Origin of the sequence: Peteryoungia rhizophila (assembly GCF_004912145.1) — a bacterium.
GTDB classification, from domain to species: domain Bacteria; phylum Pseudomonadota; class Alphaproteobacteria; order Rhizobiales; family Rhizobiaceae; genus Allorhizobium; species Allorhizobium rhizophilum.
The window spans coordinates 384,213-400,780 of the sequence record NZ_STGT01000001.1 but is presented as its reverse complement, the minus strand read 5'-3'; the positions used below and the strand labels follow the sequence as shown (position 1 = coordinate 400,780).

General features: G+C 62.9%; 14 protein-coding genes. 4 read left to right on the top strand and 10 right to left on the bottom strand.

The annotated features are described in order from the left end of the window. Nucleotides 1-166: 166 nt before the first annotated feature. Nucleotides 167-682, top strand: coding sequence for a hypothetical protein (locus tag E9677_RS01915; RefSeq protein WP_136556407.1), 516 nt, complete (start codon nt 167-169; stop codon nt 680-682). Between the two features lie 45 nt (nt 683-727). On the opposite strand, the gene E9677_RS01910 is transcribed toward E9677_RS01915, so the two are convergent. Next, entirely contained in the window at nt 728-2,260 is a 1,533-nt protein-coding gene (locus E9677_RS01910) for a sensor histidine kinase (RefSeq protein ID WP_136556406.1), read from the bottom strand. A gap of 314 nt (nt 2,261-2,574) precedes the next feature. Here E9677_RS01910 and E9677_RS01905 point away from each other — a divergent pair, with 314 nt between their 5' ends. The 3 genes from E9677_RS01905 (at nt 2,575) to E9677_RS01895 (ending at nt 4,514) form a co-directional block, all read left to right on the top strand. After that, complete coding sequence (locus E9677_RS01905) at nt 2,575-2,913, top strand: DUF6894 family protein (RefSeq protein WP_136556405.1); 339 nt, start codon at nt 2,575-2,577, stop codon at nt 2,911-2,913. Between the two features lie 85 nt (nt 2,914-2,998). After that, a complete protein-coding gene (locus tag E9677_RS01900) occupies nt 2,999-3,325 on the top strand; it encodes a helix-turn-helix domain-containing protein (RefSeq protein ID WP_136556404.1) in 327 nt (108 codons plus the stop codon). A gap of 106 nt (nt 3,326-3,431) precedes the next feature. After that, nucleotides 3,432-4,514, top strand: a complete 1,083-nt coding sequence (locus tag E9677_RS01895) for an AI-2E family transporter (protein WP_136556403.1) — start codon at nt 3,432-3,434, stop codon at nt 4,512-4,514. A gap of 581 nt (nt 4,515-5,095) precedes the next feature. Here the strand turns inward: E9677_RS01895 and E9677_RS01890 are convergent. The 9 genes from E9677_RS01890 to E9677_RS01850 all read right to left on the bottom strand — a co-directional run bounded on the left by E9677_RS01890 (nt 5,096) and on the right by E9677_RS01850 (nt 16,498). After that, nucleotides 5,096-6,358, bottom strand: a complete 1,263-nt coding sequence (locus E9677_RS01890; protein ID WP_136556402.1) for a benzoate/H(+) symporter BenE family transporter — start codon at nt 6,356-6,358, stop codon at nt 5,096-5,098. A 78-nt stretch (nt 6,359-6,436) separates the two neighbouring features. After that, complete coding sequence (locus E9677_RS01885; RefSeq protein WP_136556401.1) at nt 6,437-7,243, bottom strand: enoyl-CoA hydratase/isomerase family protein; 807 nt, start codon at nt 7,241-7,243, stop codon at nt 6,437-6,439. A gap of 38 nt (nt 7,244-7,281) precedes the next feature. After that, nucleotides 7,282-8,799 (bottom strand): AMP-binding protein, encoded by a 1,518-nt coding sequence (locus E9677_RS01880; protein WP_136556400.1) that lies wholly within the window; start codon nt 8,797-8,799, stop codon nt 7,282-7,284. Further along, nucleotides 8,792-9,304: a (2Fe-2S)-binding protein gene (locus E9677_RS01875; RefSeq protein WP_136556399.1), complete on the bottom strand. Its 513-nt coding sequence runs from the start codon at nt 9,302-9,304 to the stop codon at nt 8,792-8,794. Before E9677_RS01875 ends, E9677_RS01880 begins: the two co-directional genes overlap by 8 nt. Continuing rightward, nucleotides 9,292-10,119 carry an FAD binding domain-containing protein gene (locus E9677_RS01870; protein WP_136556398.1) on the bottom strand — a complete coding sequence of 276 codons (828 nt, stop codon included), beginning with the start codon at nt 10,117-10,119 and terminating at the stop codon, nt 9,292-9,294. Before E9677_RS01870 ends, E9677_RS01875 begins: the two co-directional genes overlap by 13 nt. Beyond that, complete coding sequence (locus E9677_RS01865) at nt 10,116-13,091, bottom strand: xanthine dehydrogenase family protein molybdopterin-binding subunit (protein ID WP_136556397.1); 2,976 nt, start codon at nt 13,089-13,091, stop codon at nt 10,116-10,118. Before E9677_RS01865 ends, E9677_RS01870 begins: the two co-directional genes overlap by 4 nt. A gap of 90 nt (nt 13,092-13,181) precedes the next feature. Further along, nucleotides 13,182-14,048: a helix-turn-helix transcriptional regulator gene (locus E9677_RS01860; RefSeq protein ID WP_136556396.1), complete on the bottom strand. Its 867-nt coding sequence runs from the start codon at nt 14,046-14,048 to the stop codon at nt 13,182-13,184. A gap of 55 nt (nt 14,049-14,103) precedes the next feature. Continuing rightward, entirely contained in the window at nt 14,104-15,135 is a 1,032-nt protein-coding gene (locus E9677_RS01855) for a substrate-binding domain-containing protein (RefSeq protein WP_136556395.1), read from the bottom strand. A gap of 10 nt (nt 15,136-15,145) precedes the next feature. After that, nucleotides 15,146-16,498, bottom strand: a complete 1,353-nt coding sequence (locus tag E9677_RS01850; RefSeq protein WP_136556394.1) for an ROK family protein — start codon at nt 16,496-16,498, stop codon at nt 15,146-15,148. Nucleotides 16,499-16,568: the final 70 nt, after the last annotated feature.

Genomic DNA, 16,568 nt, shown 5'->3' with positions numbered 1-16,568 from the left:
ATGCCCGCTTTGCAGGAGCAGTGACCACTGCTGCCAGGCTCATGCCGAAGATCATTATTTCCCGGATTTCCGGAACTTCCTGGCTCCCCAAATGTTGCCCATCATAACCTCCTGCGAAATCTGCCGCTGCCAGAGTGCCGGTAGTCCGCGAATGAAGGACAAGTCCATGATAAGATTTTTTGCCTGGTCCATGATCGCCGCGACGGCGATTGTCTCCGCCTCGGGAAGCATCGCCCATGCCGACGACCCCGTCTTTCTGAAGTCCATCGCCGGGAGTTGGAACGGCAAGGGCACAGTCAAGGTGCGGGCCAATTCCGCACCGTTAAACGTGACGTGCAGCTTCACGTCGGCCACGACACCCCAATCGCTCTCGCTTGACGGAAAATGTACGAGCCTTGCGATATTCTCGCGCGCCATCAGCGCCGATCTCAAGGCCAGTGGAACGCGATATGCCGGCTCTTACGTCGGTGCTGGCACCGGAACTGCCGGACTGGGCGGACAGCGCGCCGGAGACAAGATCAATCTCGGCATAACCTGGGCGAAAGAGGTCAATGGCGACCGTCGTGCACAGATGACGATCGAGAAGGTTGGCGATTCCGGAATGCGTCTGACAACGGTCGATACGGATCCCAAGACGGGCCAGTCGATCGTCACCAGCCGTATCGACCTGCGTCGCGGTTGATGCCGTCAGCTATCTCCGCTCGACTATCAGCTTTGCCGACGATGGCTAAATCAGCTTCAGTCGCGCGGAAAAATGGGTGCCATCGCTGCCATCCAGCGTGTAGCTGCCGTCAAGTTGCCTGATGGAGCCTTCCATGAGCTTGGTGCCGGTGCCCTTGACGGCGATTGCCGTGTCGAAACCGATCCCGTCGTCCGATACTTCGAGCAGTGACATGTCGCCCGTCTCTTCCGTGTGAAGACGGACCTGGATCCTGCCGCTGTCCTGGCCCTCGAACGCGTATTTGAGACTGTTGCTGACGACCTCGTTGACGAGCAGGGCCAGTGCAGTCGCTCGGTCATTGGAGACGTAGAGGGGAGCGAGGTCAAAGTCGACGGCGACCCCGCTGCCATAGGCGCCGATCACGTTCTCCGTGACCCGGCGGACCAGCTGCGCCGCATCAAGGGCTTCGAAAGCGTCGTGCTGGTAGATCAGTTCGTGCACGGCGACCATCGCCTTGATGCGGTCGCTCAAGGCCTGCGATTGTTCTCCCGGCTTCAGATGGACGCGGATCAGCGACATGACGGACTGAAGGTTGTTCTTCACCCGATGATGGATCTCCCGCAGGAGAAGCTCGTTCTTGTCCAGCGCGGTTTGGAGCGCGGCGGCCTGGTCATCCTGGATGCGGAGAAGACTCCTGATCCGAAAGGCTGCCCCGAGCGAGCCGAGGCAGGCGAGGGCGGTGACCACGGACAAGACTTCGATGTTGTGCCAGAAGGGCCGCATGAGTACGCCGAGATCCGCTGCAGCGACTGCAACGAAGGGAGTGCCTTCCACTTTCCGGTACCCGACGATCCGTTGCACACCATCGAGAGGTGATGCATCGGCAATGTAGGTACCGTTCGATTGGCGCTTTAGATAGTCCGTGAAGAGCACATAGCTGCTCATATCGAGACCGGCTTCCGGCTTGGGGTAGCGGGCGACCAGTTGCCCGTCCTCTCGAATAAAGCTGACGGCGAAGTTACCCCCCAGATTCACCGCCTCCCAGATCGGCTGCATCAGATCCGTAGAGAGTGAGACCGTGACCACGCCTGCAAAGGCCCCGTCTTGTTCGAACCTGCGGCTGAATACGAAGATCTGCTCGCCACCGAGCCGACTGATCAGAAGTGACGATACGTAGTCCTGACGGCCGGCTGCGAGCTCTTTGAAGTATTCCCGATCCCGGATGTCTATCGGCTTCAAATCCGGGTCCGTCGAGTACAGGGTCTTTCCATCAGCGGCGACCACATAGGCCTTGACGGTTCCCGGTAGTCCCTCCAGGGCGCCGTTGATGTCCTGTACCGTATTCACCTGCACCGGGGCCCGACCAGATTCGACGAGATCGGCAAGCCGCCGTGTGGCTTGCCCCCCGAATTCATAGATCCATTTCGCGTGGGTTGCGACGACAAGGCTGGAGGTCGCGACGCGGTCCTCTGCTGCCTTGACTGTCGCATGATAGGACTGAAATGCCCAGGAGGACGCCAGGGCGATAAAGCCCACCCACGCCGCCACGATCGCCATGACGACGAACTTCTGGGCCTTGCCCGGTGCGTAACGCTCCATCAATTGTCCCGGCACCTGAGGTGCGGCTCACACTTGAGCCAGCCCCTAATTTCCTTTGTATTAGCAGAAGGATAGGGCATGCCGAAGATCCTATCAACCCGACACGACGAAGTAGTCCGAGCCTTTTCTGGATTGAAGGGTCTGTCGGTCGACAGCCGACTTTTGCCATTCATCGCACGTTTCTTTCGGTCCGCCCCAGACATGCGTCGTGTATGTCAGGGGCTGGGTGCATACAAGCCATCAGGCGCCCGTATGATAGACGGCGCCACCGCTTGCAGCGCCCGAGCGCGCCTTTTTTGCCGGTGGAACTGGTCATGACCTCGGTGCGCAGACGGCATCGCCCAGCCTTCGTAAGAGGCGCGCATCAATCCGCCCGGCGACGAGGCTGGAACCTTCCAAAGGGAATGCCGTTGAAGAGAATGAAAAGATATTTCTTTCACATTCGCGAGCGTACAGAACTGGAGCTGGATATCGAAGGTGTCGAGTTTCCGGATGACGCTGCCGCGCGATGCGGGGCCATATCCGCCGCGAAGGAAATGGTTGTAGAGGCTGTCATCGGCGACGCGACCATAGATGGTCGCCAGCTTGAGGTCATGTCTGCCGGCGGTGATCTTGTGGCTGTGGTGTCCTTGCAGTCGGTCATCAAAATCTGATGGCAGCGGCGGCCTTTTCGTCTCCCGGTCACCTCGTCCGCCGGTTCCCGCCTTTACCCCGATCAATCTGGAGGAGCAGTCTTTGATGGACGGACGACAAATCACAGCGGCACGGGCAATGCTTGGTCTGACGCAAGAGGACGTCGCTGATCGTGCGCACCTGTCCATTGCGGTCATGCAGGCGCTCGAAGCGAGCGCAGGCGACATCCTTGAACACGAACATGAACTTGCAGCAGTCAAGACAGCGCTGGAAGATGCAGGCATTCTCTTTATTGACGAGCGTGCCACGAGCGGCGCAGGTGGCGCTGGCGTTCGGCTTGCGGTGCCGTCGGTCTCCGTCGACACTGACGAGCAGCAAACCGTGCAGTATCCGGAGATGGCCAGGAATGGACCTTTCGGCGCTGGCGGATAAAGTGAAACAATCGGCTGACCGCAGCCGTGCAGTACGTTCCGACGACCGCTGACCTTAAAGATTGCCGCCTCGCGTTCCCGAGCCGCAACAGAAAGAACACGCTAGAATGTCCATCCAAAGAGCCAGTTTTTACGTGCTCCTGGTCATCGTGACGATTGCCTTCGTGTGGCTGCTCATTCCCTATTACACTGCAGTCCTCTGGGCCGTGATCCTGGCAATCCTGTTCTTTCCCGTTCACAGACGGCTCGAACGAATGGTGGGTGGCCGTTCCACGATCGCGGCACTGCTGACCTTGCTTCTCTGCGTCTGCCTCGTCATCCTGCCCGCGCTCGGCATTCTGGCCTCGCTCATCCAGGAAGGCACCAGCCTCTACCAGCGCATCAGCAGCAACGAGATCGACCTGAACGCCCATCTCCTGCGTCTTCAGTCCATCCTGCCGGCATTCCTCGACAACTGGCTGACTTCACTCAAGCTCGAGGGCTTTGCCGAAGTGTGGACGAAGCTCTCCTCCGGCTTCATGGAGGCAGGCCAGTCGATTGCCGGCGGAGTGTTGAGCTTCGGACAGAACACACTCCAATTTTTCATCAGCCTGGGACTGATGCTCTACCTGCTGTTCTTCCTGTTCCGCGACGGCGCGTCATTGGGGAGGACCTTGCGTCACTCCATTCCGCTCAGTGACGATTATACGCGCCAGTTCGTCGACAAGTTCGCAGCCGTCGTCCGCGCCACGGTTCGGGGCAATGTGATCATCGCGATCACACAGGGTCTGATCGGCGGCTTGAGCTTCTGGGCTTTGGGCATCGAGGCCGCATTGCTCTGGGGCGTCGTCATGACTTTCCTGTCCATGCTGCCGGCCATCGGTGCCGCGATTGTCTGGGTGCCGGCGGCGATTTGGCTCTTCCTCATCGGCGCGTGGATCAAGGGCATCCTGATGGTGGTGATCGGAGCTTTTGTGATCGGGCTGATCGACAATCTCCTCCGTCCTCCGCTGGTCGGGCAGGGCACCCGACTGCCGGACTATGTCGTGCTCATTTCGACCGTCGGCGGAATTTCGCTTTTCGGCCTCAGTGGCTTCGTCATCGGCCCCCTAATCGCTGCTCTTTTCATCTCCGCCTGGTCTCTCTTCACGCAGCAACAGCAGGAACCGACATCAGTTACGGTCCGGCCAAACATCGAGAAGCGAGGCTAGTGAGGAGCACGGAACGTGTCGTGAAATCAAAAATGCACGTGCCCCCCAACGGGGCTAAACCGCTGCTGACCGCAACTCTCCAGCTTCACGAAAATCTCCTGGATACCGGCATTCGTGATCTGACACACATTCGCAGGCGATGTGGTCGGGTCTCATATGATTCACTGATCACGAGGGTCCCCAGCCAAGTTTCCAAGCCTTCGATGAACACGACGGTTCGGCATGAATAGGTGGTCCATAGTTGCCCAAGCTTATGGGGCACGACGGAAAAACGTGGAAATCAGGGCTTTTTAGAAGAATTGGCTGGGGATCCTGGATTCTCACATGATTTCAAAGGCTTAACAAAATTGACTTTGATTTCCCTATGTTTTTCTGTCGCGAGCGACCGTGGATGCCATCTTTGTGCCCTGGCTTTGGGCCGACGTCAACATGGCGGGAGAGCGGCAATTATTTCCGCTCCTCGACCTCAGATTTCAAGTGCGCTAGCTTAAAGGCTGCGACAACTGACGCCCCCATTCCGGCCATATAGATCCGCAAACGGGAGCGACTTAGACCCTACATCGGTAACAGAAACCCCGCGCTTACGCGGCCTGTTTCTTCCCGAAGCTTCCGGCCTCGACAAGCGCAGAGACGATCACGCCGGCGACCAGAGCCCAGAAGGGTGCGCTGATGCCGAGGAGCGAGACGTTCGACATGGCGACGGCAAGGGCGACGAAGGCGCCGGTTTGATTGCCGAGCGACTTGCCGAAAGCGTTCTGGAAGGCCGACAGGAGCACGCTGATCATGGCGAGACCTGCGACCGTGCCGATGAGAGCGGACGGCAGGCTGAGCACGATCGGAACGGCAGCGCCGGCGAGTAGGCCGAAAGCCGCGAAGAGAAGGCCGTTGACGACCGTGGCGGCATAGCGCCCGTCCTTGCTTTCGCCGGCCTGTTCTGACGAGCATATCGCCGTCATCGGACCTGCGATATTGGCATTGTGGCCACCGAGGAAGCCGGCTGCGACACCGCCGATGCCGGAAATAATCGTCATCGCGTTGACCGGCGGCTTGTAGCCTTCGGCCATCAAGACACCGGTGGCCTGCGCGTTCTCGGCACCAATCACCAGAAGGGCGAGTGGGATGGCGATCGCGAAGAAGGCATCAATGGTGAATACCGGCATCGTGAATTCCGGTGCCGCAAAGGCGATGTTGGCGGCTCCGCCCCCGACCGCACCGGTCGCAATGGCCGCGATCAGGCCGGCGACGAGGGCGGCCAGCACCGGCGGGATGGCTTTGGTCAGTCGCATCGACGCGAAGAAGGCGAGGATCGCTGCGCCTGCAATCACCGGTGACGTGCCGAGTGCCGTGACCGTTCCAATTGCAAAACGGATTAGCGCACCGGCGATCATCGCCATGACGATCGGCATCGGCAGCCAGCGCATGACCTTCCCGATCAGCCCGGTGACGCCAAGCAGCAGAACCAGCAGCCCCGCCAGGATGAAGGCGCCGACCGCTTCATTGAACGGAATAGTCGCAAGCGAGCCGGCGACGAGGGCAGCCCCGGGGATCGAATAGGCGCCGTTGATCGGTTGCTTGTAATGGAGCGCGAGCAGCGTGCTGATAAAGCCGCCGAGCACATAGATCGCAAAGAGCCAGGCAACGGTTTGCCCGTTGGTCAACTGGCCCGCCTCGGCTGCGCCGATGACGATCAAGGCGGGTCCAGAGCAGCCGAAGATGGCGGCGACGAGTCCGGCGCTCATGGTCTTTATGCCGAGATGTTTCGGCAGGTCTCGGAGACCCGACGCGATGCCGGGCCCCCTTTCGAAAAAGCGTCTTTCCTGTGTGGTCTGGTCTATTGTTTCCATGTTGGTTCCTCCCGAAGCGGATACGAGGCCGCTCCCTCCTCTTGGAAAATGAAGCCGGGTTCCTGCCCGGCCTGTGGTTCAGCGTCCGACGAAGGCCGGTGCGCGCTTTTCGTGGAAGGCGAGCACGCCTTCGCGGAAATCCTCGGATGTGCGAAGCCGGCTGTAGCAATGGCCCTCGAGCTCGATGGCCGTTGAAAGCGGGGCGTCGTCGGTATCGTTCAGGAGCTTCTTCGCCGTGCGCTGGGCCAGCGGCGAGAAGCCGATCAGTTCCTCGACCAGCGCATCGACGGCCTTTTCCAGATCGGCATCCGCAACGATCTCCGAGGCGATGCCCCAGTCATAGGCTTCCTGGCCGGTCACCCGCTTCGAGCGCATCACGATGTTCTTGGTGCGGGTGACGCCGACCATCTTCTGGAGGCGGGCCGAGCCGCCGGAGCCCGGGATCTGGCCGAGCTTCTGCTCGGGCAGTGCGTAGCGGGTGGTTTCCGTCGCGATGCGGAAGTCGCAGGCGAGCGACAGTTCGAAGCCGACGCCGAAGCAGAAGCCGCGATTGGCAGCGATGACCGGCTTGGAGCAGCGGGCGGGTGCCGCGATGTTCCAGGCGAGGTGCGAGACATGTTCCGGGCTCGCCTCGAGGAAGCCCTTGATGTTGCCGCCCGACGAGAAGTGCTCCCCCTTGCCGGCAACAACGATGATGCGCACGCGATCGTCCTCGTCGAGGGCCTCGAAGACCAGGCGCAACTGGTCGCGTGCCAGCATGGAGACGATATTGTAGGGCGGACGGTCGAGCGTGATGTCGGCGCGCTGGCGTTCCGTGTCGATCGTGACGGTGAAGCCATCGAGTTCGGGGAGGCGCGGGTCCTGGAATGTGACGTGTTCGGGCATGGTATGTCCTTTCATGGGTCTTGTGGCGTTCTGGCCGCTCACTGGTGTTCGGGAATGCGTTCCGCGGTGTATTCGCCGGCCACCAGAAGGCGGCGCAGCAGCTTGCCGACGGGGGATTTCGGGATCGCTTCAACGAAGACGATGCGGCGTGGGCGGCGGAAATTGGCGAGACCGGAATCGCGGCAATGGCGGTCGAGATCCTCGGCCGTGACATCCCCCCGCCGCTTGACGAAGGCGACGACGATCTTGCCCCAGCGCTCGTCGGGCAGGCCGACGACGGCGACTTCGGCGACGCCCTCATGCAGCGACAGGCAGCTTTCGACCTCGACCGGCGATACGTTCTCACCGCCGGTGATGATCATGTCGTCGGCCCGGCCGGTGACGAAGAAATCACCGTCCTGGTCGACGAAACCGGTGTCGCCGGTGAAGTACCAGCCGCCGTGAAGTGCCTTGGCGTCCGCATCGGGCCGCTTCCAGTAGCCCTCGAAGGCCTCGTCGCTTTTCATCAGCGCGATAATCTCGCCTTCTTCGCCGACGGCCGCCCGTTCGTCGGGATTGCGACTGCCAAGCTTCACGACGCGGATCGTCTGGTTGATGCCGGCGCGGCCGGCGGAACCCGGTTTCGCGGTCGCCGTCTGCTCGATCGTGAAGGTGTAGATTTCCGACGAGCCATAATGGTTGACGAAGAGCTCCGGCCGGAAGGTCTGGTCCAGCCGCTTCAACAATCCGTCCGTCATCGAGGCGCCGGCATAGCCGAGCTTGGTGACGGAGGCGACGCGTTCGGGCGAGAATGCCTCGTGATGCACGAGGTCGTGGTACAGCGTCGGCACGAGGTACAGATTGGTGATCTTCTCCTCTTCGATCAGGTCGAGCGCCTTCGCCACGTCGAAGCGCGGCAGGCAGACGAAGGTACCGCCGATCAGCGAGGATGCGATCAGGGAGCGCACGCCCATCGTGTGGTAGAGCGGCATGACACCGAGCGTGCGCTCGCCATGCCGGTAGAGGTTCTGCGCCACATGGGCGACGGCGCCGGCGCGTTCGGCGCGGTGACGCCGCGGCACGCCCTTCGGCTTCGAGGTCGTGCCTGACGTGTAGAGCATCAGCGACCAGTCGGCAGCGTCGGCGACAGGCACCACATCGGGTGCCTTGCCTTTCATGATATCGGCAAGCGCCTCGGCCGAGAATTGCGGCAAGTCCTGCGCGAGCCGCGACAGGCGCACGGCCTCTTCCGTCGATGCCTCGTAGTACACGGCCTTCGCGTCGGCATCCTCGATGCCGAAATCGATCTCATCGGCCTTCGCCCGCCAGTTGAGCGGTGTGACGACCAGGCCGAGAAACTGGCAGGCCCAGTGCAGCGACGCGTTCTCCCAACGGTTCTGCATGGCAGTCAGCACATGATCTCCGCGCCTCAGGCCGGTCTCGCGAAGGGCCGCGGCAAGCGCCGAAATCTTGTCGTACCATTGGCGATAGCTCAGTCGCATCTCCCCGTCGACGATTGCGAGCGCGTCCGGGTCGCGCTCCACGCTCGCGAGGAAGCTCGTTCCTAGATCAAGCATTGGGTGTCTCCTCCTTCCGTTGTTCCTCCGCGGCGGCGAGCGCCGCCTCGACGATGGTCGCGTAGCCCGTGCACCGGCAGAGATGGCCGGAGAGGTGTTCGCGTATCTCTTCCCGGCCGGCGTCCGGCTGCTCGCGCAAGAGCGCGTCGAGCGACATCAGGATGCCAGGCGTACAGAAGCCGCATTGCAGGCCGTGATGGCGGCGAAAGGCCGCCTGAAGCGGGGAAAGCTCGGCCGGACCGGGGGCTAGCGCTTCCACGGTCCGCACATCGCTGCCGCGCACCTGCTGGGCAAGCGTCAGGCACGCGCGTGCCGGCTTTCCGTCGATCTGCACGGTGCAGGCGCCGCAGACTCCGTGCTCGCAGCCGACATGGGTGCCGGTCAGCCCGACTTCGTGGCGCAGCAGGTCCGAGAGCAGCATGCGGTTTTCGGCCTCTGCACGGACCTTCTGGCCGTTCAGCGTGAAATCGACCACATGCCTCTGGGCAGCGTTCATGCGCGGCATCGGCTTGCCTCCTTCAGGGTCTCGCGACCGAGATTGCGGACCAGTTCGCGCCGGTAGCGGGCGCTGGCGTGAATGTCGTCGCGGGCATTCAGCGACCAGGCGATATCGTTGAGGGCATCGTCGAACTGGTCGTTGTCGAGCGCAGGCAGCGCGAAGACGCGCGGCCGGTCATCGACCCCTGCAATGCCGAGCCGCAATCCCTTGTCGTCGGCGACGGCAGCGCAGGCGACGATGGCGAAATCGCCATGTCGCCGGCCAATCTCGCGGAAGGCATAACCGCTGCCGGGCCGGGCTTTGGGGAAATGCACGGCTTCAATCATCTCGCCCTCGGTTAGCTCGGTCGCCATCATGCCGATGAAGAAGTCGTCCGCCTTGACCTTGCGCTTCTGCTTGCGGCTGCGCAGGCTTACGGCACCGCCAAGCGTCACCAGGGACAGCGGCAGTTCGGCGCTCGGGTCGGCATGGGCGACAGAGCCGCAGACCGTACCGCGTGCCCGGGTCTGCACATGGCCGAGCCAGGGGAAGGCGGCGGCCAGAAGTGGCAGGTCGCGCGAAAGATATGCCCAGGCTTCCAGTTCCGCCTGCCGCACACCGGCGCCGACGGTGATCTCGTCGCCAGACGTTTCGATCCGGCGCAATGCCTCGAGCCGCATGATGTCGACCAGCAGGCCTGGACGGGCGAGCCGCATGTTGAGCATCGGCACCAGGGATTGCCCACCGGCGATGACGCGAGCCTCACCGCCGCCCTCGGCGAGTGCGGAAAGCGCTTCCTCTAGCGTGTCCGGGCAGAGGAAATCGAAGGATGCAGGCTTCATCTGCGCCTCCTGAAAAGGCTCAAAAGCCGTTGAGTGAAGCCGGCGGCGGCGCTGGGAGGCCCTCCGCCGCCGGCATGACGGGCGAGCGCCTGGAAGAACTGTCCGATCACCACGCGCGCCGCGCCGTCAAGAAGTCGGCCACCAACAGAGGCGACCTTGCCGCCGATCGCGGCCTCATATCGATAGTCGATGCGGGTGCCGTTCGCCGTTTCCGTCAGCGTGACACGGCCCGTGCCGCGACCGGAACCGAGTGCGCCCTCTGTGCCGCCGGACAGCGTGACCGCTTCAGGTGCCACCATGTCGGAGAGGCGGATGTCGGCGCGGTATCGGCCCTTGACCGGACCGATCCCGAGCGTGACCTCGGCGCGAAAATGCGTGTCGGAGACCTTTCGGACCTCATGTGCGCCTGGAATGATGGCCTTTAGCGTGTTCGGGTCGAGCAGCATCGTCCAGACGGACTCACGCGTGGCGACGACGTCGGCCGAGCCCGAGCCCGTCAGCAAACGTTCTCCGGAGGCGCCGGTGGCGACGGGGGTCGAATCCTGAGGTCTCGACGGCGGGCGCTCCTCGCCATAGAGCCATTCGCTGACTCGGCTTGGCGACAGCGGCAGCCGGATGTCCTCGACCCCGAGCGCATCGGCGACGGCATTGGCGATGCAGACCGGCGTCGACATGCAATTGCCCTCGCCGACGCCCTTTGCGCCAAGCGGCGTGAAGGGCGATGGCGTCTCGTGATGGAGGATCAGCGGCTCCGGCGTCTCCATTACGGTCGGGATGAGGTAGTCGGCGAGCGTTCCGGTCAAGAAGCTGCCATCGCCGCCATAGGCATATTCCTCGTAGAGTGCGGCGCCTATAGCCTGGGCGAAGCCGCCGCGGACCTGGCCGTCGACCATGCCGGGATGCAGGATGCGGCCGCAGTCGTGCATCGTCACGTAGCGGTCGATGCGGACCTGGCCGGTCGCCCGGTCGATCTCCACGCCGCATATGTCGAAGATGAAGCCATGGCAAAGCGACGAGTTGATGCCGTCCGCTGCTGTCGGCGCCTCGAGTTGCTCCGGCGTCCAGAAAACTGTCTCGCGGATCGTCTGGCCGGTTCCATCAGGCAGGGTGCCGGGTGCCCAGTGGCTTGCAGCCGCCACACGCCCGAAGGAGATGGCATTGTCAGGATTGGCGCGATCGAAAAGCTTTCCGGCTTTGAAGTCGATGCGATCCGCCTTGACATTGAGTTGGCTAGCAGCGATCGCTGCAAGACGGTCCCTGATACGGTCGGCAGCAAGGGCTGCGGCGCCGGCGACGGCAGCGGCAAACCGGCTTGCATAATTGCCCGAGGCAATCGACCAGGCGTCGCGCGCCGTGTCGAGTTCGGTGTTGACGCGCACGGCCTCCAGGGGAAGGCCGAGCCGCTCGGCGACGACCTGCGCCAGAACGGTGCGATGGCCCTGGCCCTGCGGTACTGACGCGACCTTGACAGTGACGGAGCCGAGTGGGTCGATGGCCACTGTTGCAACGGACTGGGCGCCGTTCTTCGGACCCGCCTTCGCTCTTTCCTCCGGCGTGAGCACCGTCGTGATATACCCCATGTTGGAGACGCTCGGCTCGACAACCGTCGCATAGCCGATGCCGTAGAGGCGCCCTTCGGCACGCGCTTGATCCCTTCGCAGCCTCAGAGCCTCCAGGCCGCCTTCGGCACAGGCGCGGTCGATTGCGGTTTGATAGTCGCCCGAATCCAAAAGCCCGCCAGTCGCTGTGCGATAGGGAAAGGCGTCGGCCGGCACGAGGTTGCGGCGGATGACTTGAAGCCTGTCGAGGCCAAGTTCGTCGGCGATCTTGTGGACGAGCCGTTCGAGCGCGAAATAGACCTGCGGTCCGCCGAAGCCGCGGTTGAGCCCGGTCGGCGTCTTGTTGGTGAGCACGACGCGGTTGCGGATGGCGACGTTTTCGATCGCATAGGCTCCGGTCATGTTGCCATGCATGCGGTAGAGGGTCGCCGGCTCCGGTGCGCGGAGATGCGCGCCGCAATCTTCCAGTTGATCCCAGCAGAGTGCTGTGATGCGGCCGTCGGCGGCAACGGCCGCCTCGAGCGTCGTGACACGGTTGGTCGCCGAAACGGAGGCCGTCAGGTGTTCGAGCCGGTCCTCGATCCATTTCACCGGCCGTCCTGCAACGCGGGCGGCGACGGCGGCGAGGATCACATAGGGAAAGACGCCCTGCTTGATGCCGAAGGAGCCGCCGGAATCGGGCGGCGTGCGCAGCCGCATGCGGTTGCCGGGTACGTTCAGCGCGCGGGAAATCACAGCATGGATCGAGAACGGTCCCTGAAAATTCGCCGTGACGTCATAGGCGTCCTCACCGGGATCGTATTCAGCGATGACACCGTAGGTCTCGATCGGCGTGCAGGAGTTGCGGGGATAAGCGATACGGATGGAAATGCGGTGGTCGGCAGTCGCAAGCGCTGCTTCGGGGTCCCCGTAGCGAAAGCTGCGCTCGTTGATGAGGTTGGTGCCGAGCGAGGGATGCAAGACCGGCGCGTCTGTTGCGAGTGCCCTCTCGGGATCGACAATGGCGACCAGGGTCTCGTACTCGACCTCGATCAGATCGAGCGCATCCTCTGCAACATAGCGGTTCTCGGCAACGACGAGGGCCACGGGTTCACCGACATAGCGTACCCGGTCCCGGGCGATCGGCCAGCATTCGACATTCGCCTTGACTCCCACGGTCATGCTGCGGGTGAGCCGCGCAACGTCGTCCCCGGTCAGCACGGCGGAGACGCCGGGCAGGGCACTGGCAGCAGACGTATTGATCGCACGGATTTGGGCATGGCCATGCGGCGAGCGCAGGATCGCCAGATGGGCGGTGTCGCGCCGGACGGGCAGGTCGTCGATGTAGCGGCCGCGGCCGGTCAGAAGTCCGGCATCCTCGACACGTTCCACGGTCCGGCCGATCAGGCCGCCCGCCGTCTCCAAACTCTTCATGTGCTCCTCCCGCACCCGTTGGTCTCGGGGTGCCGTGGGAGAAAGGTGAAGGAGGGCACGCAATCGGGCGATACCGCCGCGTATCAGACCTTACCGAGGAGTCTCAAAATCGTCAGCCGAGAGCCGGCTGACGGTGCGGAAGATGCTCGGCGAGGAGCCGGCATGATCGTGGAAGAAGCGGGAGAAATGAGCCGGTACGGAAAAGCCGAGCTGGTCGCCGATCGCCGCGAAGCTCTCCGTTCCATCGGCAACGGCCGACACCGCCCGTTCCAGGCGCTGCACATTGAGAAAGACCCGCGGCGTCACACCCATCGAGGTCTCGAACAGCCGGAAGAAATGTGCCCGCGACAGGCCGATATCGGTCGCGAGAAGATCGAGATCGGCGATCTCGCCAGGCGCCGCCTTCATACGCTCGACGGCCTTGCGGATACGAAAGTCGAGCAGCGGGCGTGATGCGAGATCGCGGATCGAATTGGGCACGGCCCGCCAGTCGGCGAAGCGTTCGATGACGGCGACCATCAGTTCACCGAGAAGCACCTCATGCACTTCGGCGCTGTTCGGCTCCTTCACCATGGCCTCCGCAAGCGTGCGTGTGCGCGAACGGATGTCGGGGGTGATCGAGCCGACATTCGAGGCGAAGAAGTCGGGGGCGTGGCTTGCCGCCCAATTCGGCCGGAAATGGCCGAGCCATTGCGGCTCGATGTAGAGCGCCAGGATCACCGTCTTCGGCCGCGCCTGGTCATGCGCATAGGCATGCGGCTCCCAGGCATTGATGAGAACGGCGCTTTCGTCCGTGAGAGGCACGAGGCGGTCGCGCACTGAAAACTGCGTGTCTGCACCCTCGACCTTCAACAGCACATGGCAATGCGGATGCGCGTGCCGCACCAGGGGTCGATCCATATCCAGCAGCGCCACTCTCCCGAAGCGACCACGTGCGATGCGTAAAGCATTCGACATTGCTTAAATATTGGGTTGTTCCGCAGAAACTACAAGTTCGAAAGAGCTTTCCCGCTCAAGACGGGTGTTGATCGGAAGCCTTCAGGCCGACGAGCCTGAGCCTTCGGAGAACTTCTTGGGGTGCCGGCGCCCGCCACACGGACTGGAAGCACTCCACCACATTGCTTGCGGTGACCGCAAGGCCGGGAAGCGCGACCCAGTCGGGGGCCGGCCTGCCGAGAAGCGCGGTAACAGTAATGGAGGCTGCACTCTCACCCTGACGGAACGGCTGCTGGGCGGCAATCGCGACAAGGGGATCGCTGGCAGCAAGCCCGATCGCCGCCGCATGGCCGAGATCCACGGTCGTCATCGGAATCTTGCGCCCCAGCGTTTTGAGAACGCCGGCGGCCATCATTGCCGGCGTATCCCAGACGACAAAGAGGCCGGCCAGATCCGGATGGGCTTCGGCAAGAGCGCGCGTGGTTGCGGCAACTGCCGACAGGGCCGGAAACCGCTGGACTCGCAGCGTAACGTCCGGACGGTGGATCTGCATCCATTTGACGAAGGCGATTTCCCGCTCGTTGGTCGCGAAGAAATCGGCGTCGTAGCCGAGCACGCCGACCTCCGCGCCATCAGGCAGATGCGGCGACAAGCCTTCAGCCGCGATCTTGCCGAGGCCGAAATTGTCTGCCGAGACGAGGGAGATGTAGTCCTTTCCCGGAAGAAGTCCGGTCGGTGCGTTGTCGAGCAGGATGAGCTTTATGCCGGCCGCAGACACGCGCGCATGCGCCGTCGCCACTTTCGAATTGGCAACGGGTAGGGATATGATGGCATCCGGTGCTTCCTCGATCAGCCGCTCGAGCGCCTCGATCTGGATCTCCGGCGTGAAGGCACAGTCGATCACGTCAATGACCGCGACCCCGCAATTGCCGAGCATGCCGATGATGCCGGAAAGCTGCTGTTTGGCCCAGTCACTTTCGAGCGTATGCAAAACGACGGCGACCCGCAAACCATTGGCCCGCGCCCGCTCCATGTCCTCCGGCAGCAGCAAAACCCGCTCGGGCGCCGATGCCCGCTCCCCATGAGGGCCGAGACCCGCAATCGTCATTAAATCCTCCTCATACGTCCGGCGGCCGGACCATATCCCCCTTCATGACCTTTCGCCGGGCAATTTCCTTTTTCATCTCCTGGAAAAGCGGGTGCGCCTGAGGGTGCCCGGCCATGATCCAGTCTTTCAGCATCGGTGGTGCGAACAGCCCCTCGGACGCAACGATTGCGGCCCCGACAAGACCTGAAGAGCTGCCCATCTGGGAGCGGATGATCTGCATGTCGCGGCTGACGAGGGGGTGGCAAGCACCGTAGATGGCCTCCCGCGCGGAGGCGAGAAGAATGTCATTGGTCTGCGCGATCGAACCGGACAACACGATGAGCGCGGGGTTCAACATGTTGGCGAGCGTCGCGACCACCTGGCCGATCAACCGGCCACTTTGCGCCAGGATATCGATGGCGGCGGCATCGCCCATCTGGGCGGCCTGGGCGACTTCCAGCGCCGTGATGTCGGCGCCGCGTCGAACGAGCTCGGCAAGTATCGGGCTGGTGCCGTTTTCTGCTGCAAGCCTGCCATCCTGGGCAATGTGGTCCGCCCCCGCCATCGCCTCCAGCGTGCCCGTCCTGTCGCCAACGGTGACCGGAACAGAACCGATGAGGCCAACGGCGCCCTGTGCGCCACGAAAGAGAATTCCGTCGCTTGCCAGCCCGGCCCCGATGCGTTTGCCGACCTTGATGAACATCATGGTGCGCTGATTACGCCCGGCTCCGGCATGCAGTTCGCCCATTGTCATGGTCTCGACGCTGGAGCGGAGCCACACGGGTGCATCGAAGGCCCCAACGAGTGTTTCGACAAGCGGGAAACTCTCCCAGCCGGGCAGAACGCTAGGCGTGGCGCGTTGGAATAGCGTCTCGGCGCCGTCGGAGACGGCACCTGGAACGGAAATGGAGATGCCGTAGAGCTGGATGTCCGAATGCCGTTCGAGGATCCAGCGAAAAAGCGTGTCCAGACGATCGGCGAGGGCCGACACCGGTTGGCTGAGTTCGGTCGCCTCGTGATGCTCCATGAGCAGGGAGCCGCCGAGATCGGCAATCCCGACGCCGAGCGCGGTTTGGTCGAGCGTGGCAACGAGGATCCGGCCACGATCTGCGGCAAAACGCACAAGGCGCGGCGCGCGCCCACCGGATGCGGTCGCAAGTTCGCTTTCGTCGACCAGACCGAGTTCGCCGAGCGTACCCAAGCGGTCTGCGACGACCGCGCGGCCGAGTTCACTCTGCCGCTCGATTTCCTGGCGTGTGGTGGCCTGTTCTGTCCGCACCAGATTGAGAATGTCGACAAGGCTCGGCGCCGCGGTCTCGGTGACGCGCGGCCGACCTTTGCGGCGGGTGGCGGCGTCATTTGCCGCGGTTGCCGTCGTCGCCATGCCTTCTTCCTTCCGGCGGATTCGCCCTCTCCATCCTTCTTAAGGCGGAGGCTTCCGACTGGCAACATCG